A 19,940-nucleotide genomic window follows, 5' to 3' on the forward strand; every position below is an offset into this window, starting at 1 on the left:
GTCGTGCGGTGAGCGAGCTGGCACCGGCAGCGACAGCCGGACCCTTGCGGGCCACGCCGTGGCCGGTGGTCATCGGCCGCTGGTTGCTGCAGCTGGCGGTGATCGTCGGGATCTATGAATTGCTGCTGGCCTGGGTAGGAGGCAACCGCTACCTGCTGGTGGTCCTGACCCAGGCGGGCATCTACGTGATCCTGGCCGTCAGCCTCAACCTGATCCTGGGCTATACCGGGCAGCTGTCCATCGGCCATGCGGGTTTCATGGCGGTGGGCGGCTACGCCGCGGCCATCCTGACCAAGTTCTTTTCCGTACCCTTTCCGGCAGCGCTGCTGGCGGGGGCCGTGGCGGCAGGCGCGGCCGGACTGCTGGTGGGCATCCCCAGCCTGCGGCTGCGGGGCGACTACCTGGCCATTGCCACCCTGGGCTTTGGCGAGATCATCAGCGTCCTTCTCTCCCTGATCAACGAGGTGCCCGTGGGGGACCGGGTCATCGACGTGGGCGGCGCCCAGGGGCTGATCGGGATTCCCCGGCACACGACCTTTGCCTGGACCTACCTGGTGGCCGTGCTGGCCATCAAGGTGGTCTGGCACTTCGTCCACTCCACCCACGGCCGCGCCTGCATCGCCATCCGCGAGGACGAGGTGGCGGCGGAGGCCATGGGCATCCCGTCCACCCGCTACAAGGTGCTGGCCTTCACCATCAGCGCCATGCTGGCCGGGGTGGCCGGGGGCCTGTACGCACACCAGTACCTCTATCTCAACCCGGCCGTGGCGGGCTTCATGAACTCCGTGTTCATCCTGGTCATCGTGGTCATCGGCGGCATGGGCAGCACCACGGGGGCGGTGGCCGCCGCCGTGTTCTTCACCTACACCAACCAGGCGCTGCCCAACTGGATGCAGGCGCTGCACCTGCCCCCGTCCATCGACCCTCCGGCGGTGCGGATGGTGTTGTTCTCCGTGCTGCTGATCGTGGTCATGCTGGTCCGGCCGCGCGGCCTGCTGGGCGGGGTCGAACTCACCTGGGACCAGCTGGGCCGGGCCTGGCGCCTGCTCGCCGGTGCCGGCCGGCAGCGCGGTGTGGCCAGAGGAGGGCAGGCGTGATGGGCGTGCAGCGGGAACCCCGGGAAGAAGAACAGGCGGGCAACACCGGCACCCCAGCCGGCTCCGGCCCGGCGGAACGGTACGGGACCGCCCCGGCTGCCGCATCCGGTCCCCGGCCGGGCACGTTCACACCCGGCGGCACGGCCGCTTCCGGCGATCCCGGGCCTGTTGGTGGGCCGGACGCCGCCGGGGAACAGGCCGGCCTGGACACCGGCGCGCTGCCCGTCGTGCTGGAGTGCCGGGACGTCAGCATCCGTTTCGGAGGACTGGTCGCCCTGGCGGGCTTCAACCTCACCCTGCGCCAGGGGGAGCTGGTGGGACTGATCGGGCCCAACGGCGCGGGCAAGACTACGGTGTTCAACCTGATCACCGGCATCTACCGCCCCACCGCCGGTGAGATCCGCCTGTTCCACCGGCCCATCGCGGGGTTGAAGCCGCATCGCATCACCCAGCTGGGGGTGGCGCGCACCTTCCAGAACATTCGCCTCTTTGGCAACATGACCGTGCTGGACAACGTGCGGACGGCCTTCCACTCCCGCACCCGGACCGGTGTGATCCCGGCCATCCTGCGCACCCGCGGCTTTCACGCGGAAGAACAGGCGGTGACCCGGCGGGCCCTGGAGCTGCTGGAAACCCTGCGCCTGGCCCACCGGGCCGAGGAGCTGGCCCGCAACCTGCCCTACGGCGAGCAGCGGCGGCTGGAGATCGCCCGGGCCCTGGCCACGGGGCCCCGCATCCTCCTGCTGGACGAGCCGGCGGCGGGGATGAACCCCAGCGAATCCCGCGAACTGCGGGACCTGATCGAAGAGGTGCACCGCCGGTTCGGCCTGACCACGCTGCTCATCGAACACCACATGGACGTGGTGATGAGTGTCTGCGAGCGGGTGGTGGTCCTTGACTACGGCCGCACCATCGCCGTGGGCACCCCGGATGAGGTGCGCCGCAACCCGGCGGTGATCGCCGCCTACCTGGGGGAGGAGGCCGGTTGATGCTGCTTGCGGTGGAACAACTGAACGTAGCCTACGGCGCCATCAAGGCCGTCCAGGACCTCTCCCTGGAGGTGGGCGAAGGGGAGATCGTCGCCCTGCTGGGTGCCAACGGCGCCGGCAAGACCACCACCCTGCGGACCATCAGCGGGCTCATCCGGCCCCGGTCGGGACGCATCGTCTACGACGGCAGGGTGATCACCCAGTGGCCGGCCCACCGCATCGTCGCGGCGGGCCTGGTCCACGTTCCCGAGGGGCGCCGGGTGTTCGCTCCCCTCACCGTCCGCGAGAACCTGGAGCTGGGTGCCTACACGGTGCGCAGCGGGGGCGATGTGGAGGCCCGGATGCGGGAGGTGTTTGCCAGGTTCCCCCGCCTCGAGGAGCGACAGCACCAGCTGGCCGGCACCCTGTCAGGCGGCGAGCAGCAGATGCTGGCCATCGGCAGGGCCCTGATGACCCGGCCCCGGCTCCTGCTGCTGGACGAGCCGTCGCTGGGCCTGGCCCCTTTGTTGGTCCGGGAAATCTTCGCTACCATTAAGGAAATCAACCAGCGGGACGGCGTGACCATCCTCTTGGTCGAGCAGAACGCCCACCAGGCGTTGCAGATCGCCCACCGGGCCTACGTCCTGGAAAGCGGGCGCATGGCCCTCGAGGGCCCGGCGGACCGGCTGATCGACGATCCGCGGGTCCAGGCCGCCTACCTGGGTGCCTAGAGGACCGGCGCAGGCGGAGACGTCCGCCGGCCCGACGTCGCCCCGGCGGGCGGCCGTGATGGCGAAGGGTGCCCGGCCGGTGTTGCGGCCGGCCTTGGGTGACCGCTTGCCGCCGGGTTCGCCGGGAGCGGGGCCTCCAGGCAGGGAGGCAACAGGTGGTGGGGGGCAGTACCGGGGGGCCCGCCCCGGGGTCCGGGGCCTGGGCCCTGGATGCGGGGCTGGCCGCCATGATCCTAATCGCCGCCTGGCAGGGATGGCGGCGAGGCGGGCTGGTGGCGACGGCGGGCCTGCTGAGCTTTGCCGCGGCCGCCTGGTTCGTCGCCACCCGGGCGGCCGAGGTCCAGGCATGGGCGGCCCGTACCGGGCTGCTGCCCCGCCTGGCCGAGTGGCTCCAGCCGGCGGCGGCGGCCTGGCTGCCGCCGGAGGTGGCTCGGGCTCCGGTGCAGCCTGCCTACGTTCTGCGGGTCCTCCATGTGCTGGACGCCATGCCCCTGCCGCCGGCCGTCCGGGCAGAGTGGGCCGATGCCCTGCGGGAGGCCGCCCGGGCCGCCGGAGGCCAGACGACGGTGGCAAGCCTCCTGGCCACGGTGCTGGCCTCGGCTGTCATTGCCGACGTGGCCCTGTACGGTCTTCCCCTGGCCGGAGGCCTGGTGCTGTCGGCCGCCGCCCGCCGCCTGGCGGGCACGATGCACCACCGGGGCTGGGGCCGCTGGGACCGGCTGCTGGGGGTGGTGGCGGGCGGCCTGGAAGGAGCCCTGCTTCTGGCGGGCCTGCTGCTGCTGGCCCGCCAGCTGGCCGGCCTGGCACCCGGCTGGATCGATCCGGCGTGGTGGACCGGGTTGGAGCAATCGCGGCTGGCGGCGGGCCTGCTGGTCGTAGGGGAAGGGGTCTGGGCCGCCCTGGGCGGGGGCGCCTTGCCCGCAACCGGAACCCGTTGAACGTTCCGACCCGGGACCGCCGCAGGCCGGCATGGCCCCCCGCGGGGCGGGACGGCCGAGCCCGGCGGGCGCCGCCGGCCTGGTGCCCGGCGCACTGCGCGCCGCGGGACGGCGCCGTGGGGAGGAGCCCATCATGGCGGGACCGATGAAGTTCTATCTGGGAGACGTGGTCCGCATGCGCAAGACGCATCCCTGTGGTTCGGACCGCTGGGAGGTCTTGCGGGTCGGGATGGACTTTCGCATCCGCTGCCTGGGCTGCGGTCATCTGGTGATGATGCCCCGCCGCAAGTTCGAGCGGGCGGTCCGCCAGGTGCTGGGCGGGCCCAACCGCCCGCCCCAGGAGGACCCGGCCCAGGGAACCGGTTCGGCCCCATGACGGGTGCGGCGGCAGGGCAGCGCCCGGTGCCACAGGCCCTGGCGTGGACCGGGCGCGCCGCCGGGGGAGCCCGGCAGCAGGCCGCGTTGACACCCGAGGCGGGCGGGGGTTAGAGTTAGCGTGTGGTCCGGCACCGGTTGCCGGGCCCACGGGTCCTTTCCATTGCATCAGCACCGGCGATCCCCATCGGGTACGCCAAAAGGCTTCCACGAGCCTTCCTGCTCCCGCCGTTGCCGCCCGGCAACCGGGCGGGGGCCATTTGTCCGGAGGAAGGAGGTGCCGTCGTGCGCGCCTATGAACTCATGTACATCACCCGCCCCGACCTGGACGAGGAGGCGGAAAAGGCGCTCCTCGACCGCCTGCAGAAGATCATCACCGACGGGGGTGGCACCGTCGAGCAGGTGGACGTATGGGGCCGCCGCCGGCTGGCTTACGAGATCGCCGGCTACCGCGAGGGGCACTACACGGTGGTCCAGTTCCAGGGCCCTGCCGGGGTGACCCACGAGCTGGAGCGGGTGATCCGCATCACCGACGACATCATCCGCCACATCATCGTGTTGCGCGAGAAGGTGGCCTGAGGGCCGCCGGGCGACAAGGTCCGCCGCGGGCGCGTGCCCGGAGGTGCCGGCACCGGCGGTGCCGGCCCCCGAAGCCTGCGCCGGCCGGATAGGGCCTGGAGGCGGGCCGCGGGGCAAGGAGGTCGCTCCCGTGCTGAATGTGGTGGTCTTGATCGGCCGCCTGGTACGCGATCCCGAGCTGCGCTACACGCCCAGCGGCGTGGCGGTCGGGGGCTTCACGCTGGCCGTCGACCGGCCCTTTGCCAACCAGCAGGGCGAGCGCGAGGCGGACTTCATCGACATCGTCGTCTGGCGGAAGCTGGCCGAGACCTGTGCCAACCACCTGAGCAAGGGCCGCCTGGTGGCCGTTCGGGGACGGCTGCAGGTCCGCAGCTACGAGACCCAGGACGGCCAGCGGCGGCGCGTAGCCGAAGTGGTGGCTGACGACGTCCGTTTCCTTGACCGGGGGCCGGGCGGGGAGCGAAGCGCTCCTGGCGGCAACTCCCCGGGAGGCGAGGACCTGGCCGACTTCGGCGACGTGACGGGCCTGCCGGACGACGACATCCCCTTCTGAATCCTGAGGAGGTTGGAGCCATCATGGGGCGCCGTGACCGGCGCAAGCGGCGCAAGGTCTGCGAGTTCTGCGTCAACCGCATCGCGGTGGTGGACTACAAGGACAGCGCACGCCTGCGCAAGTTTCTCACGGAGCGGGGCAAGATCCTGCCGCGCCGGATTACCGGCAATTGCGCGGGGCACCAGCGCCAGCTGACCCGGGCGATCAAGAGGGCGCGCATCATGGCCCTGCTGCCGTTCACCATCGAGTAAGCCGTTCGCAGGGCGTGAGCCGTCCACCGGCGCCGCGCCGCCCGGCCCGGTGCGATCGGGCAAGCCGGTGCCGCAGCCGGGTTCCGGCCGGCCGTGAAGCAGAAGCACCGGTCCGGCGGCGGACCGGTGCATCACGGCAGCTCACGCCAGGTCAGGGCCCGCCACCGGCGGGCCTTCCCTGTCGCTGGGCCCGGCATTGCCGTCGCCGCCGTCCGGAAGCGGCGCCTCAGCGGGCCGGACCGTCCGGCGGTCAAGGGGTATGCGGGCAAAGGGAACCTCCCGGGCGTCGCCGAAGGAAAGAAGCCCCGGGGCCGCCCGCCCCGTGGCGGCGGCCACGCCCGGGGGAGAAGGAAGGAGCACCAGCGGTGGACGACCCGGTGCCGGGGCTCGACATCACCGAAAGCCTGCAGGTGCTGGACTGGCTCAAGGCCGAGCTGGTCGCGGCCGCCGGGGCGGTGCTGCGTGCCGGGGTGGCGCGGGAGCCGGCACGCTTGCTGGAAACCCTGGCTGCCCTGCAGATCACGGTCTACGCCCTGGCCCGCCGCTGGGGCATCCCACTGGAGCGCCTGGACGCCGAGGTGGCCCGCCGCCTGGCCGCGGAGGCGCTGAGCGGCCACTATCTGGAGGACCGATTCGGCGACCTGAGCGCCATCCGCCAGCACCTGGAGCGCCGCGGGCGACCGCAGGAGACGGGCCAGGGATCCGGGTGAAAGCCAGGCACCGCGACCGCCGGCCGGCCCGCACCAACCGGCCTGCAGCGGTACCGGATGGCCGGCGGCCGCGGCGGCGCGGCCGCTGGCGGAGTCACGCGGCGGTACCTCAGGGCAGGGGGCGAGAAACATGAAGGTGGTCTTGCTGCAGGACGTCAAGGGGCTTGGCCGCAAGGGCGACATCAAGGACGTGGCCGACGGCTACGCCCGCAACTTCCTCCTGCCGAAGGGCCTGGCCCGGGAGGCCACCCGCGAGGTGCTGAACCAGATCCAGCAGCAGGAGGCGGCCCGGCAGCGGCGCGCCCGCCAGGAGCTGGAGCAGGCCCGGTCGCTGGCCCAGCGGCTGGACGGCCGCGCGGTGGAGGTGCGCGCGCGGGCCGGAGAGAGCGGCCGCCTGTTCGGTTCGGTGACCAGCCAGGACGTGGTGGAGGCCCTGGCCCGGACCTTCGGCGTCAAGATCGATCGCAAGCGGGTCGAGCTGCCGGAACCGCTGCGGCAACTGGGTTCCTACGACGTGGTCCTGCGCCTGCACCCTGAGGTGACCTGCCGGGTCACCGTGGTGGTGCGCCCGGAGGCGTGAGACCGTGAGCACCCTGCCACCACCCGACCGGGTTCCTCCGCAGAATGTGGAAGCGGAGCAATCGGTGCTGGGCGCCATCCTGATCGATCGCGAGGCCCTGGCCCGGGTGCTGGAGATCCTGGAGCCCTCCCACTTCTACCGGGAAGCCCACCAGCGCATCTTCGAGGTGGCTACCGAACTCTTCGAGCGCGGGGAAGCGGTGGACACCATCACCCTCAGCGAGGCCCTGCGCCAGCGGGGCTGGCTGGAACGAGTCGGCGGGCTGACCTATCTGACCTCCCTGGCCAATGCCGTCCCCACGGCGGCCAACGCCGAGCACTATGCCCGCATCGTCGAGGAGAAGGCGCTGCTGCGCCGGCTGGTGGCCGCGGCGACGGACATCGCCCGGCGCGCCTACGAGGGCCAGGATCCGGCGGAGGAACAGCTGGACGCGGCCGAGCAGGCCATCTTCGCCATCGCCCAGGATCGCCGGCGGCAGGGCTATGCCGCCATCCGCGACGTGCTGGTGGACACCTTCGAGCACATCGAGCGCCTCTACCTGCACCAGGGCGAGACCATCGGCGTGCCCACAGGCTTCCGCGACCTGGACAGCATGCTGGCGGGCCTGCACCCGTCCGAGCTGATCATCCTGGCGGCGCGGCCCTCGCAGGGCAAGACGACCCTTGCCCTGAACATGGTGGCCCACGCCGCCGCCCATGGCTATCCCGTGGGCGTGTTCAGCCTGGAGATGTCCCGCGACCAGCTGGCCATGCGCCTCCTGGCGGCGGAGGCGCGGCTGAACCAGCAGCGCCTCCGCACCGGCATGCTGGCCGAGGACGACTGGCCACGGCTCACCGACGCCATCGGCCGGCTCAGCGAGCTGCCGGTGTTCATCGACGACACGCCCAACCTCTCCATCATGGAAGTACGGGCGCGGGCCCGGCGCATGAAGGCGGAACACGACATCGGCCTGCTGGTCCTGGATTACCTGCAGCTCATGCACACCCGGGGCCGTGCCGAAAGCCGCCAGCAGGAGATCTCCGAGATCTCGCGGTCGCTCAAGGCGCTGGCCCGGGAGCTCAAGGTGCCGGTGCTGGCCCTGTCCCAGCTGAGCCGCGCCGTGGAGCAGCGGCAGGACCGGCGCCCGCAGCTGTCGGACCTGCGGGAGTCGGGGGCCATCGAGCAGGACGCCGACGTGGTGCTGTTCATCTACCACAACCCGGAGGACGCTGCCGAGAACGTGGTGGAGATCATCGTGGCCAAGCAGCGCAACGGCCCCACAGGGTCGGTCAAGCTATACTTCCTGAAGGAGTTCGGCCGTTTCGGCAACCTGGACACCACCCGCTACGCGGCGGGCTAGGGAACGGGGTACAGGCAAGCCGGGCCCGGGCTGGCAACGCACGCCCCAGGCCAGGGCGGGGAACAAGAAAGGGGACGCCCATGTCCACGGTGGTGATCGTCGGCGCCCAGTGGGGCGACGAGGGCAAGGGGAAGATCACGGACTACCTGGCGGAACAGGCGGACATGGTGGTGCGGTACCAGGGCGGCGCCAACGCCGGCCACACGGTGGTGGTCGACGGCCGGGAGTACCGGCTCCACCTGATTCCCTCGGGCATCCTGCACGGCAAGCGCTGCGTCATCGGCAACGGGGTGGTGCTGGATCCGGCCGTGTTCCTCCGGGAGATCGAATATCTGGAGGAACGGGGCCACGCCGTGGACGCCGTCGCCGTAAGCGGCGCCGCCCACGTCATCATGCCCTACCACAAGCGCCTGGATGAGCTGGAGGAGGCCGGGCGGGGCGAGGACCGCATCGGCACCACGCGCCAGGGCATCGGGCCCGCCTACCGCGACAAAGCGGCGCGCACGGGCATCCGGGTCGACGATCTTTTGGACGAGGCCCAGTTCCGCCGCCTGCTGCGCCGCAACCTGGACCAGGTCAACCGGCTGCTGGAGCGGGTCTACGGCGTGGAGGGGTACGACTACGATCAGATGCTCCAGGAATATCTGGAGTACGCCGAGCGGCTGCGGCCCTTCGTGACCGATACCTCCCGCCTCATCAACGATGCCATCGACGCCGGCCAGCGGGTCCTGTTCGAGGGCGCCCAGGGGACCATGCTGGATCTGGACCACGGGACGTATCCCTATGTGACCTCGTCCTACCCCACGGCGGCCGGCGCGTGCATCGGCGCGGGCGTCGGGCCGACGCGGATCGACCAGGTGATCGGGGTGGCCAAGGCTTACACCTCGCGGGTGGGCGACGGCCCCTTCCCTACCGAGCTGCTGGACGAGACGGGCGACTGGATCCGGGAGCGGGGTCATGAGTACGGCACCACCACGGGGCGGCCGCGGCGCTGCGGCTGGCTGGACGCCGTGGTGTTGCGCTACGCGGCCCGGGTTTCTGGCTTGACGGGCCTGGCCATCACCCGCCTGGACACCCTGGGCGGTCTGGACACCGTGCGCATCTGCGTGGCCTATGAGCTGGACGGGCGGCGGGTCGAGGATTTGCCGCCCGGCGCCCTCAAGCTTGCCCGCTGCCGGCCCATCTACGAGGAGTTGCCCGGCTGGCCGGCCGACTTCTCGGGGCTCACCCGCTGGGAGGAGGTCCCCGCTGCGGCGCGCCGTTACCTGGAGCGGATCGCCGAGCTGGTGGGCGTGCCCGTGGTGCTGGTGTCCATCGGCCGCGAGCGCGCCCAGACCCTGGGGTTGCGCGACGTTTTCGTGCCGCGGGGCGCGGGCGGCCTGGGTTGATGGTGCCGGCCGGAGGCCGCGGCCCGCGACGCCCGTTGACACCCGCCCGGGCCCGGTGCTAGAATGACCATCGCGCCCGGCGCCGCCGGGGCCGTTCCTGCCAGGGTTGCCGAACACCGGCGGGAGCTTTTGCGGTGGCGGGTGCTGCGGTTGGAGGCGTGGTGTAGTGGTTAACACACCGGCCTGTCACGCCGGAGATCGCGGGTTCGATCCCCGTCGCCTCCGCCAGGCCATCTGACCGGTACCAGCTTGGACGGCGAGGCCGGTAACCGCCGGCCGGACCGGAGCCAGGCAGCCGGTGACGACCCGGAACCGGGGCGCCCGGTCCCTTTGGGGACCCGGGCGCCCCGGCCTTTTCGTGCCGCTTCTTGCCGCTTGGCGCTGCCGCCCGGGTGATTCCAGGGCGTCATGGGCCGACCCGCGAGCTTGGCGGAACGCGGCAGGAACGGCCGCCGCCGCTGGCGAAGGCCGGTTGACGAGGCAAGCCCGGCAGGACCGGGCCGGCCGGCGCATGGCGCGGGCAGCGAATGGCGGCGGTGATGGCATGGGCCGAGGGGTCAAGCATCCAGGGCGGGGCGGCACCATCGATACCCGGGGACCAGGGGCGCGGCTCCCAAGACGTCGCCTGCGGGTCCTGGCGCGCTGGTTCCTGGTGGCTGCCGTCGCTGGCGCGGCGGTAGTGGCGGGGCCGCTGGCGACGGGGCCCGCAGCCGCCGAGGACGGCCTGCCGCCGGTAGTAGCAGGACCCGCCGTAGGGGGCGTGGTACCGGTGGACAAGGCCGTGCCCGTGGAGGTCAGCCGCCTGGTCTTGTCGGTGAACGTGGAGGCCGAGGAGGCCACCCTCTCCCTGCTGCCCGCCCGGGTGACGGCCACGGTGGAGGCACGGTACACCCTGCGCCTGGCCGGCGAGGCGGACCGCCCGCGCGCGGTGTCGCTGCGGTTTCTGGCGCCGCCGGAGGTCGACGCCCGATGGGACGGGCGGCCGGCCGAGCTGTATCCCGGTGTCTACCCCGGCGAGCAGCCCGGACAGCCGGCGGGCACCGGGACGGAACCCGGACCCGGCACCAGGGCGCCTTGGCCGCCCGCTGGCGCCGGGCTGTGGCTGGACCCGCTGGCGGGCGGGTTCTACCCCGTCCCGTCGCCACCGGCCGCCCTGGTTGCCAGCCAGGCCCTGGGGACCGACGTCACCCTTCGCCCGGGACAGAGCCACGAACTTCTCCTGCGCTTTCCCCGCGTGGCCCTGGGATGGGAGACCAGCAGGTACCTGTCGCCCGTCTACCAGCTGGAGGTCCCACTGTCCCCGGAGGCATGGGCCGCTTTCGGCCCCGTCGACGTGCACGTGGCGGTGCCGCCGGGTTACGTGGCGGGCGTGGCTGCATCCGGCCCTGACCAGGGAGGGCCGCAACCTGCTTCTACCGGCCAGGGGCTCCAGGATGATGCCGGCCGCGCCGGATCCCGGCCGGGGGCTTACGGCTATCACCGCTGGGAGACGGCGCCGCCCCGGGTGGTTGTCGCCACGACGGCCACCACCGGCATGTGGGGCCGGGTGGTGACCCGCCGCCGGGACGTGCTCTGGCTCCTGGTGGTCACCTGGACGGTCTTCGCGCTGGCGCGCGCGGGCCTGTGGCGGATCGGGCGGCGGCCCGACGGCTGGGCCTGGGCGGCCCTGCCCGCGTTGCTGGTTCTTCCCCTGGCGGCCGGATGGGTGTCCTGGCACAGCCTGCGGGTGCCCCTGTGGGGATACCCGTTCTCCCTCCTGCAATACGCCCTCTGGGTGGGCGGCGGCCTCTACGTGGCGGGCCGGCTGTTGGGCGACCTGGGCGGATTTCTCTGGCTGCGCTGGCTGTACCGGCGCTCGCGGAGGCGGGCCCGGGAATTCCCGGCTGGGGAAGGCCCCGCAGGGCCGGCGGGTACGGCAGGGCTTCAGGAGCCATCCGAGCCGTCCCCTGAAGGCGCGCGCCCCGTTCCCCGCGGCAGCGGGCCGGGCGGCTTGACGGCTCCCGCCGGCGGGTCCTAGAATGGGTGTGGCTTATCGCCGGAGACCCGGCGCCGTTCCTGCCGACGGGCTGGTGTAGCTCAGCAGGCAGAGCAGCGCACTCGTAATGCGCAGGTCGCCGGTTCGAATCCGGCCACCAGCTCCAGAGCCCGCCGCGGCGCGACCCGCGGCGGGTTTGTTTTTGCTTCGCGCAATGTCGCCGGTTTCACCAAATTGGGCGGTTGCTCATGCTCGTGTCCGTTGCGGCCACTGCCCCCGGTACATCGCCATGGATCAGCCGCCAAACAGCCCGCAGGCCACCGGCGTCGTCCTCCCACGGAGAACTGGTGGCTCTCTTGGAGCGCCTGGCGCCCGGCAGCCGCTTCCTGGTGCAGCAGGGGCTGGACCTGGCCTGCTGGCACGGGCGCCGTTTCGACTTCCGCTACATGGTTCAGCGCGGGGCCGGTGGCGACTGGCAGTGCACGGCTGCGGTGGCGCGAGTGGCCGCACCGGGCGCGGTCCTGACCCACATCCGCCATGGCGCCACCCCCATGGATCCGGAGGCGGTGCTGGTCGAGGTATTCAGCCCCTCCCGCGGCGCGGAACTCGCCCGCGAGCTGGCACAGGCCGCGCTGCTGGTGGCCGCTGCCTTGGATCGCGGCTTTGCCCACCTGGCCGACCTCGGCTTGGACCTGGCGGTGGACCAGGGCGGGCGCCTCTGGCTGCTGGAATGCAACGGCGGGCCGGACCTGGGCATCTTTGCCCACGACCCGCAGGCCCATGAACGCATCCACCGCGCGCCCGTCGAGTACGCCGCGTGGCTGGCGGGCTGGCGTTGACCAATCTGGACAAGCACCGGCCGCGCATGAACCGTAATTGGCCCAGGACGGGCCGCCTTCCCCGCGTGTTGACGGCGAGGACCCTGCCAATGCGAAAAAAGGGCTGTCCACCAGAAGGAAAACCTGGTGGGCATGCGAATCCCCTTTATGGGTTCCGTATCCTCCGGGGAGGGAGAATCGGCCCGTGGCCAAGCGAATCCTGTCGTTCTTTGGCTCCCACGCGCCGCCGGGGGGGAGGCGCTGGTGGGTTGCCCTTATTCCCGCCGCCATCGTGGTGTACTTGTTTGGCACCACGGTCTACGTCCAGTCCCAGTCGACCTATTACCGTGTGGAGTTGCGGGGCGAGACCCTGGGGTATGTCGCCGGCCAGCAGACGGTGGGTGACGCCGTGGCCCAGGCCGAGCGCGACGCCAGCAACCAGTTCGGCTTTCCGGTGCGCCTCGCCACGCCGCCTTCGGTCGAGCAGATCGTGACCCACGACCGGTACCCCACCCTCTCCCAGGATGCCCTGGCGGAGCGCTTGCGGGCAGCGGGCGATTTCCTGACCCGGGCGACCGTGCTGGTGGTCGACGGTCAGGAAGTGGCGGCGCTGCCTTCAAAAGAAGCGGCCCAGTCCGTACTGGATGAGTTGAAGGCGCGGTATGTCCGGGAACTGGAATCCCGCGCGGGCAAGGGCAAGCTGGACGTCCGCCGGGTGACCATCCGCCAGAAGGTGGAATTCCAGGAGCGCGACAATGTCCCCGTCGATCAGATCAAGGATGCGGTCCAGGTTCTCGCCATGCTGGCGGCCGGCAAGGAAGAGGAGAAGGTGCACGTGGTCCGGGAGGGCGAATCGCCCTGGACCATCGCCTCGGCCAACGGCCTTACGGTCGACCAGCTGCTGGCGGCGAACCCGGACGTCGACCCGGAACGCCTTCAGCCCGGCCAGGAGCTGCGCCTCAACGTCCCGGAGCAGTGGATCAGCTTCGAGTCGGAAGAACTCCTGGTGGTCACCGAGCGCGTGCCCTTCGCCACCCGCCGCGAGTACGATGACGATCTGGACGCGGGCAAGCAGCGGGTGAAGCAGGAGGGCGAATACGGCGAGAAGGTCATCACCTACGCCATCAAGCGCCGGGACGGCCGCATCGTGGAACAGGAAAAGGTCCAGGAAGAGGTCACTCGCCAGCCGGTGGACCGCATCGTGGTCATCGGCACCAGGCCCGTGGCCGGTGTCAGCACGGGCCGCTTCATCTGGCCGCTGCGCGGCCGCATCACCTCCAATTACGGCCCGCGCTGGGGCTCCATGCACACCGGCATCGACATCGACGGCGTCACCGGCCAGGCGGTGCGGGCCGCCGACGGCGGCACGGTGGTCAGTGCAGGCTGGGCAGGCGGGTACGGCTACGCCGTCCAGATCCGCCACCAGGGTGGGCTGTACACCTATTACGCGCACATGAGCCGCATCGCGGTGCGCGTGGGCGAGGGGGTCGCCCAGGGCGAGGTCATCGGCTACGTCGGGAGCACCGGCCGCAGCACCGGCTCCCACCTGCACTTCGAGGTGCGCCGCTGCCCAAGCCCCGGCTGCGCCGTCTCGCCATGGCCCCACCTGCCCTGATGCCGTGGGGCTGCCTGCTCTGATCCCCGGGCGATCCGGAATCCCAGAGGGCGGCACCCAGCCCGGGTGCCGCTCGTTCCTTCCTGCCTGAGGGCGCCGGCCGGCGCGAGCCTGGACGCGCCGGTGCCGGGACCTGGCGATCACGCAAGCCCATCGTCTCTGCATCCGGCCCCTTGGAACGTGACCGGCGCGGCTGTGGCAGTTCTTACGTGGCGCCTTCCACCGGCCCGCTGTACAAAGAAAGGCGGGAGAGACCGGAGGAGGCGCCACCATGGGGATTTTGCATCGCTGGATCCACCAGTTCATGCCCAACCGGCGCACGCCCGGGACGGGCCGGCCCGCGGACCTGCCCGCGGATCGGCCCGCTTCCGGCGTGCCGGCCTCCGCCTGCCTTCTTGCGCCGGCTGCCGGCCCGGCTGCGGGCGGCGCTTCGGATCCTGCGACGGGCGGTGGCGCCCCGGACCCTGTAACCGGGGGCCCGCACCGAGCCCACCTCCGGCGCCGGTTGGCAGCCCTGTTGCTGGTCGCCTTGCTGGGATGGGTGCTGGGTATGGCGCCCGGTGGCGCCTCGCCCTCGGTGCGGGCCGCCCAGGTGGCCTGGACGGCCCGCACCGCCGCCTCCCGGGCTGCCGTCCAGCTGCCGCGGCCGGGCTGGGAGCAGCTGGCCGCAGGTCCCGTGCAGGTGATCTACCCCGCCGGCCACCAGGAAGGGGCCCTCTGGGTACGGGACTACGCCCTTGCCTCCTTGCCGCGGGTGGCCCAGGTCACCGGCCTGCCGTTGCCCGACCAGCCGGCGGTGTTCGTGGTGCACGCATCCCCGGCCGACCTGGCGCGTAGTTTCGGATGGGACCCGCAGGACCCGCCCCTGGGGTTCTACGCCGCGGGCGTGATCCACGTGGCCGACCCCCTGACCTGGGCGGGGGAGCGGGAGACCTTCATGCGCCTGGGACCGGTGCCCCACGAGCTGGCCCACTGGCTGCTGGACCGGGCGGCCCTGGGCAATTATCCCGCCTGGTTCACCGAGGGCCTCGCGCAGGCGGTGGACCGGGAGCTGACGGGCTTCACCTTCGGCTGGGCCGGACGGTGCCCGCCGGTGGCATGGGACGACCTGAACGGCGCCTTTGCCTCCCTGCCCACGGACGACGCCTACGGCGCGGCCCTGTGCCTCTACGACCGGCTGGCCGCCCAGGCCGGGCCCGGCCATCTGGCCCAGCTGGCCCGGGAGCTGGCCGCGGGGCGCCCCTTTGCCGCGGCGGCCCGCCAGGTCTACGGGGTCGAACCGGCACGCTTGCTGCCGGGGGCACCGGGCTCCTGACCCGAGGAGGCAGGCCGGTGAAAGGATTCCGCGAAGGGGCCCGCCGCGCTGTACGCCGGCTGGCGGGTGGCTGGGTTCTGGCGCTGCTGGCCGGGGTGGTGGGCGGGCTGGTGGGTGCAGGCGCTGCCTGGCTGGCCAAGCCCGGTATCCTGGGTGCGGGTCTGTGGCCCGCCGGCCCCGCGGCGTCATCCCCCGCCGAGGCGATCCACCGCATCGCCGGGCCTTCGGTGGTCGGTGTCATCAGCACCTACCTGCGACCCCATCCCGTGACGGGAACGCCCATGGTGGCTGCCCGGGCGACCGGTTCGGGGGTCGTCTTCGACGCGCGGGGCTTCATTGTCACCAACCACCACGTGGTCTCCATGCCGGCTGCCCCCGGGACGACTGCGGGCGGCACCGGCTCCGCCGGCGCCCCCGGCGGGCCGCCGTCCCCCTCCGCCTCCCCGCCCGGAAGCAGCCCGGGCCGCGCGGGCGGCGGGCCGGACCGGCACGCGGACATCCATCCCCAGCGCATCGAAGTCCTGCTCCCCTCCGGCCGGCGAGTGCCGGCGCGGCTGGTCGCCGAAGACTACCCCTATTCCGACCTGGCCGTCCTGTGGGTCGACCCCAAGAGGGCGGGCCCCCTCCAGCCGGCCACCTTCGCCGATTCCGACCGGGTGCGGGTGGGCCAGTGGGTGGCCGCCATCGGCAGCCCGGCCGGGCTCTTCCGGTCCGTCAGCCTGGGCATCGTCAGCGGGGTGCGGGAGGAACTGTTCCAGCCGGTGCCGCCGCCCGCCGCAGGCGCCCCCGTGGTGGGCGAACGGATCTTCAGGCTGATCCAGACCGACGCGGCCATCAACCCGGGCAACAGCGGCGGGGCCCTGGTGGACGCCCGCGGCCGGGTCATCGGGATCAACACCGTCAAGATCGCCGGCGGCGGCGGCCTCGAGGACCACTTCGAGGGGCTGGGTTTCGCCATCCCCGCCAACGACGTGCGCCGCATCGCCGGCGACCTGATCCGCTATGGCCGGGTGCGGCGGCCCTCCCTGGGGGTCGAGGTGGTGGACGTGGTCCAGGTAACGGCGCTGGCCCGGGAAGATCCCGCCTGGGCCCTGGAGTTTGCCACGGCTCTGGCCCGCGGACGCGGCGCCGTCATCTGGCGGGTCGAACCCGGCTCCCCGGCGGCTCGCGCGGGCCTGGCCCGCGGTGAGGTGGTGGTAGGCTGCGACGGCGAGCCCGTCCACGACACCGTCGACCTCCTGCGCATCATCGACGGCAAGGCCGCGGGCCAGCAGGTCACCCTGGAGGTAGCCGGCGCCGCCGGCACCCGCCGCATCCAGGTCACCCTGGCCGAACTCGGTACCTGACAGGGTGTATCATGGGGCCGGGGTGAGCCCATTGCCCGTGCACATCGAACTGCTGGCGGTCGGGGAACTGGACCAGCCGGCCTTGCGGCGGGCGGCGGAAGAGTATGCGCGCCGCCTGGAACGCTACGCCCGGGTCCACCAGCGGCGGGTGCCCGGCGAGCCCATCCCGGCCCGCCGGACCCAGGGTGAGGTCCAGAGGGTGCTGGAGGCCGAGGGCCGGCGGCTTTTGGCCGCCCTCGATCCGGGGAGCTACGCGGTGGCCCTGGACCGCCGGGGTCGCATGTTGACCTCCGAGGACGTAGCCGGGTGGCTCAACCAGCGCATGGTGGAGGGGGACAGCCGGCTGGTCTTCATCATCGGCGGTCCCCTGGGCCTGCCACCCCAGGTCCTGGAGCGGGCACGGGAACGGTGGTCCCTCTCCCACCTGACCTTCCCCCACCAGATGGTGCCGGTGATCCTGCTGGAGCAGCTCTACCGCGCCTTCCGCATCCTCCGGGGCGAGCCGTACCACTACTGACCCGGTAAGCTGGCCCAGCCGTTCCGCGAGGGCTGCGGTGCCCGGCCCTCGGGCGGGCGCGGCAAGCCCTCCCCGGGCCAGCGGGCGCCCGCATCCCGGGGACCGGCCGGCGGCCGGAGCCCCGGGGTGGTGTTGCCGGCACCTTCCTCCCCCGGACCGTCACCGGCTCCGGGCAGGTCTCCTCCGGGCGTACCCGTGCCGCCCTGGCCGGCAGGGCTCTGTTCGGGGCTGGCCTCCCCCTGCGGGCTGCCGGGCGAGGAGCCTGGCCCGCCGCGCTCCCCGTCCTCGTGCGCCGCACCTGGGCCGGGGCCGCCGGGCTGGGACGGAGCCGCTTCCGGTGCTTCCCCTTCCGGCCCGCCTTCCGGTGCCTGGGCCGGCCCGCGAGGTGGCTCCACCGGCGCCTGCGGGCCCTCCGGACCGGGAGGGCCGCCGGGCGGGCCGCCCTCCGGGGCTTCCCGCCCTGGGCCCGGCGGCTCCGTTGCGGGTGGACGCAACTCAGGCAGCCCCGGCAGCCCGGGCAGCGAAGGCAGGGGCACCGGCAAGAGCCCCCGGGGCGCGCCTCCGGCGGCGGCCAGGTCCTCCCGGATGTGGGGATCCTGCAGGAGGGCCAGGCAGTTGGGCGGAGGCACGTGCCCGGCCAGGAACCATTCCTCCCGCCACTGGAACTGCGGGTTGTCCAGGGCACCGGTCAGGGTGCAGGCGCTGGCCCGCACCACCCCGTCGGGACGGGGCCAGTCCCGGGCGGGGCGACCCTCCAGCGCAACCCGCATGAACGCCTGCCAGATGCGCCCGGCGGTGCTGCTCCCCGTGGCCCCTGCGCCACCGGGCAGCCGGACCGTCTGCCGGTTGTCATCGGCACCAACCCAGACCGCGGCCACCAGGTCCGGTGTATAGCCCACGAACCAGACGTCCCGTGACGCGTCGGTGGTTCCCGTCTTGCCCGCCGCAGGCCGGCCGATGCCCAGGGCGCGCCCGGTGCCGCTATAGGCCGGATCGAAGACGCTCTTGAGCACGTCGATCATCAGCCAGGCCACCTCGGGGGCGAGGACCCGTTCCGCCTGGGGGTCGTTCCGGAAGAGCACCCTGCCGTCTCGGTCCTCAACCCGCAGGATGGCGAAGGGGTCGACCCTCTGGCCCAGGTTGGCCAGCGTGGCGTAGCCGCGGGCCAGCTCCAGGGGGGTGACCGCCGATTCGCCCAGGGCCAGGGTCAGGTGCTGGGTGGTGAGGGGCGAGGTGATGCCCATGCGCCGGGCCAGGGCGGCCACGCGGCCCGGCTTGACCCGGTTCATCCACTCCACGGCCACCACGTTGTCGGAGATGGCCACGGCCCGCCGGATGTCCAGGAAGGCGTTGTGGTACCTCTCGTCCCCGTAGTCGCTGGGCACGTAAGGCCGGCCGCCCTCGCCGCCGGGGTACTCGCGGGCACGGCAGGCCACCGGCGCGGTGACCGGTTCCCCGGAGGCCAGCACGGCCGTGTACAGGAAGGGCTTGAAGGCGGACCCCGGCTGGCGACGGGCCCGCACCGCCCGGTTGAAGGGGGTGGTCTTGAAGTCACGGCCGCCCACCATGGCCCGGATGCCGCCGGTGGACGGGTCGAGGGCGATCAGGGCCACCTGGGGCTGCGGGATGCCCCGGTGCTCCTCCAGGGGGGCCACCAGGTCGTCCAGCCGCTGCACGGCGGCTTCCGCCGCTTGCTGCATGTCCAGGTCCAGGGTGGTGTAGATGCGGAACCCGCCGGTATAGATCTGGTTTGCCAGCTCGGGCACCTGGGCGGCCAGCTGGTCCCGGACGTAGTCCACGAAGTAGGGCGCCCGGGTGTCCGGCTCGTCCGGCGGCCGCAGGCGCAGGGGCTCCGCCTGGGCCTGCTCGGCTTCCGCCGCCGTGATCATCCCCAGCTCGGCCATGCGCGAGAGCACCCAGTCGCGCCGCCCCTTGGCCCGCTCCGGATCGCGCCAGTAGATCTCGGGACCGCGGATGAAGGCGGCCAGGGTGGCCGATTCGGCCAGGGTCAGCTGATCCAGGGACTTGCCGAAATACTCCCGGGCCGCCACCTTGGCCCCGTAGGCGCCGCGCCCGAAGTACACCTGGTTGAGGTACATGGTCAGGATCTGGTCCTTGGTGTAGTGGGTCTCCAGCTTCACCGCCAGCAGGGCTTCCCGGAACTTGCGGCCGAAGGTGCGTTCCAGGGAGAGGTCGTACAGGGTCCGGGCTAGCTGCTGGGTGATGGACGAGCCCCCTTCCACGATGCGGCCGGCTTCCAGGTTCCGCACCACGGCCCGGCCGATGGCCACGGGATCGAAGCCGTGGTGGCGGTAGAACCGGGCGTCCTCCGCGGCCACCACGGCCTGACGCAAGCTGCGCGGGATCTCTTCGGGCCGGGCCAGCTGGCGGTTCTGGCGGTACAGGCTGGCGATCATGCGGCCGTCGATGTCGTAGACCACCGTGGCCTGGGGGACCTGGGGCTTGGGCAGGGGCGTGGCGGCGGCGAAAGCCACGACGCCGGCACCGGCCAGGGCCAGGAAGACCACCGCCAGGCCCGCCCAGCGGGCAACCCGCCGGGCCAGGGACGGCCGGCCGTGGCGGCCGCCCCGAGGTCCGGAACCGCGCCCGCCGGTTCCTGCGGGCCCGGGCCGGCGGTCGCCCATACCGCCGGCCCGGCGCCGCGGGCGCCACTCGGTGTAGTCCCCGCCGCGCGGCCCGGGCCGGTTCGTCCCCCCGTGCCGGCCGCCGTTGGCGGTGCCCATCGGCAACCCTCCCACGGGTAGTATGGCCGCCCAACTCGTCCTTGCATGGCCGGGAGGGTTTCGATACATTACAGCATGGTTTTCAGGACGGCCCGGCCGGA

19 protein-coding genes and 2 tRNA genes are annotated in these 19,940 nt (G+C 72.5%); 20 read left to right on the forward strand and 1 reads right to left on the reverse strand.

Translation table 11 applies throughout. The features are described from left to right. Nucleotides 1–8 precede the first annotated feature (8 nt). The 20 genes from THESUDRAFT_RS00635 (at nt 9) to THESUDRAFT_RS00735 (ending at nt 17,095) form a co-directional block, all read left to right on the forward strand. Nucleotides 9–1,097: a branched-chain amino acid ABC transporter permease gene (locus THESUDRAFT_RS00635; RefSeq protein WP_006902765.1), complete on the forward strand. Its 1,089-nt coding sequence runs from the start codon at nt 9–11 to the stop codon at nt 1,095–1,097. A 218-nt stretch (nt 1,098–1,315) separates the two neighbouring features. Beyond that, a complete protein-coding gene (locus THESUDRAFT_RS00640) occupies nt 1,316–2,086 on the forward strand; it encodes an ABC transporter ATP-binding protein (protein WP_040826534.1) in 771 nt (256 codons plus the stop codon). Next, a complete protein-coding gene (locus THESUDRAFT_RS00645; RefSeq protein WP_006902767.1) occupies nt 2,086–2,796 on the forward strand; it encodes an ABC transporter ATP-binding protein in 711 nt (236 codons plus the stop codon). Before THESUDRAFT_RS00640 ends, THESUDRAFT_RS00645 begins: the two co-directional genes overlap by 1 nt. 155 nt (nt 2,797–2,951) lie before the next feature. Further along, nucleotides 2,952–3,734, forward strand: a complete 783-nt coding sequence (locus THESUDRAFT_RS00650) for a hypothetical protein (RefSeq protein ID WP_006902768.1) — start codon at nt 2,952–2,954, stop codon at nt 3,732–3,734. 133 nt (nt 3,735–3,867) lie between these two features. Then, nucleotides 3,868–4,110, forward strand: a complete 243-nt coding sequence (locus tag THESUDRAFT_RS00655; RefSeq protein ID WP_006902769.1) for a DUF951 domain-containing protein — start codon at nt 3,868–3,870, stop codon at nt 4,108–4,110. Between the two features lie 284 nt (nt 4,111–4,394). Further along, nucleotides 4,395–4,688 carry a 30S ribosomal protein S6 gene (gene rpsF / locus THESUDRAFT_RS00660; RefSeq protein WP_006902771.1) on the forward strand — a complete coding sequence of 98 codons (294 nt, stop codon included), beginning with the start codon at nt 4,395–4,397 and terminating at the stop codon, nt 4,686–4,688. Nucleotides 4,689–4,818: 130 nt separating this feature from the next. Next, nucleotides 4,819–5,241, forward strand: a complete 423-nt coding sequence (gene ssb / locus THESUDRAFT_RS00665; protein ID WP_006902772.1) for a single-stranded DNA-binding protein — start codon at nt 4,819–4,821, stop codon at nt 5,239–5,241. 23 nt (nt 5,242–5,264) lie between these two features. After that, a complete protein-coding gene (gene rpsR, locus THESUDRAFT_RS00670; protein ID WP_006902773.1) occupies nt 5,265–5,492 on the forward strand; it encodes a 30S ribosomal protein S18 in 228 nt (75 codons plus the stop codon). Between the two features lie 365 nt (nt 5,493–5,857). Further along, entirely contained in the window at nt 5,858–6,202 is a 345-nt protein-coding gene (locus tag THESUDRAFT_RS00680; RefSeq protein WP_006902774.1) for a MazG-like family protein, read from the forward strand. A gap of 130 nt (nt 6,203–6,332) precedes the next feature. After that, on the forward strand, nt 6,333–6,782 hold the full coding sequence (gene rplI, locus THESUDRAFT_RS00685) for a 50S ribosomal protein L9 (RefSeq protein ID WP_006902775.1): 450 nt from the start codon (nt 6,333–6,335) through the stop codon (nt 6,780–6,782). A 4-nt stretch (nt 6,783–6,786) separates the two neighbouring features. Next, entirely contained in the window at nt 6,787–8,121 is a 1,335-nt protein-coding gene (gene dnaB / locus THESUDRAFT_RS00690; RefSeq protein ID WP_006902776.1) for a replicative DNA helicase, read from the forward strand. An 80-nt stretch (nt 8,122–8,201) separates the two neighbouring features. Then, complete coding sequence (locus THESUDRAFT_RS00695; RefSeq protein WP_006902777.1) at nt 8,202–9,509, forward strand: adenylosuccinate synthase; 1,308 nt, start codon at nt 8,202–8,204, stop codon at nt 9,507–9,509. 152 nt (nt 9,510–9,661) lie between these two features. After that, nucleotides 9,662–9,737, forward strand: a tRNA-Asp gene (locus THESUDRAFT_RS00700). A 316-nt stretch (nt 9,738–10,053) separates the two neighbouring features. Continuing rightward, complete coding sequence (locus THESUDRAFT_RS00705) at nt 10,054–11,526, forward strand: hypothetical protein (protein WP_006902778.1); 1,473 nt, start codon at nt 10,054–10,056, stop codon at nt 11,524–11,526. A 48-nt stretch (nt 11,527–11,574) separates the two neighbouring features. Then, nucleotides 11,575–11,650, forward strand: a tRNA-Thr gene (locus tag THESUDRAFT_RS00710). A gap of 82 nt (nt 11,651–11,732) precedes the next feature. Then, the gene (locus THESUDRAFT_RS00715) at nt 11,733–12,323 is read left to right on the forward strand and encodes a YheC/YheD family protein (RefSeq protein WP_006902779.1); all 591 of its coding nucleotides are present in this window, start codon (nt 11,733–11,735) and stop codon (nt 12,321–12,323) included. Nucleotides 12,324–12,507: 184 nt separating this feature from the next. Beyond that, nucleotides 12,508–13,917, forward strand: a complete 1,410-nt coding sequence (locus tag THESUDRAFT_RS00720) for a M23 family metallopeptidase (protein WP_006902780.1) — start codon at nt 12,508–12,510, stop codon at nt 13,915–13,917. A 271-nt stretch (nt 13,918–14,188) separates the two neighbouring features. Then, nucleotides 14,189–15,232, forward strand: a complete 1,044-nt coding sequence (locus tag THESUDRAFT_RS00725; RefSeq protein ID WP_006902781.1) for a hypothetical protein — start codon at nt 14,189–14,191, stop codon at nt 15,230–15,232. Nucleotides 15,233–15,249: 17 nt separating this feature from the next. Then, on the forward strand, nt 15,250–16,578 hold the full coding sequence (locus tag THESUDRAFT_RS00730) for a S1C family serine protease (protein ID WP_006902782.1): 1,329 nt from the start codon (nt 15,250–15,252) through the stop codon (nt 16,576–16,578). 22 nt (nt 16,579–16,600) lie between these two features. Then, entirely contained in the window at nt 16,601–17,095 is a 495-nt protein-coding gene (locus tag THESUDRAFT_RS00735) for a 23S rRNA (pseudouridine(1915)-N(3))-methyltransferase RlmH (RefSeq protein WP_242823194.1), read from the forward strand. Here the strand turns inward: THESUDRAFT_RS00735 and THESUDRAFT_RS00740 are convergent. Further along, entirely contained in the window at nt 17,089–19,839 is a 2,751-nt protein-coding gene (locus THESUDRAFT_RS00740; RefSeq protein ID WP_006902784.1) for a transglycosylase domain-containing protein, read from the reverse strand. The two genes, THESUDRAFT_RS00735 and THESUDRAFT_RS00740, sit on opposite strands and share 7 nt — an antisense overlap. Nucleotides 19,840–19,940: the final 101 nt, after the last annotated feature.

This window comes from Thermaerobacter subterraneus DSM 13965, from assembly GCF_000183545.2.
GTDB lineage: Bacteria > Bacillota > Sulfobacillia > Thermaerobacterales > Thermaerobacteraceae > Thermaerobacter > Thermaerobacter subterraneus.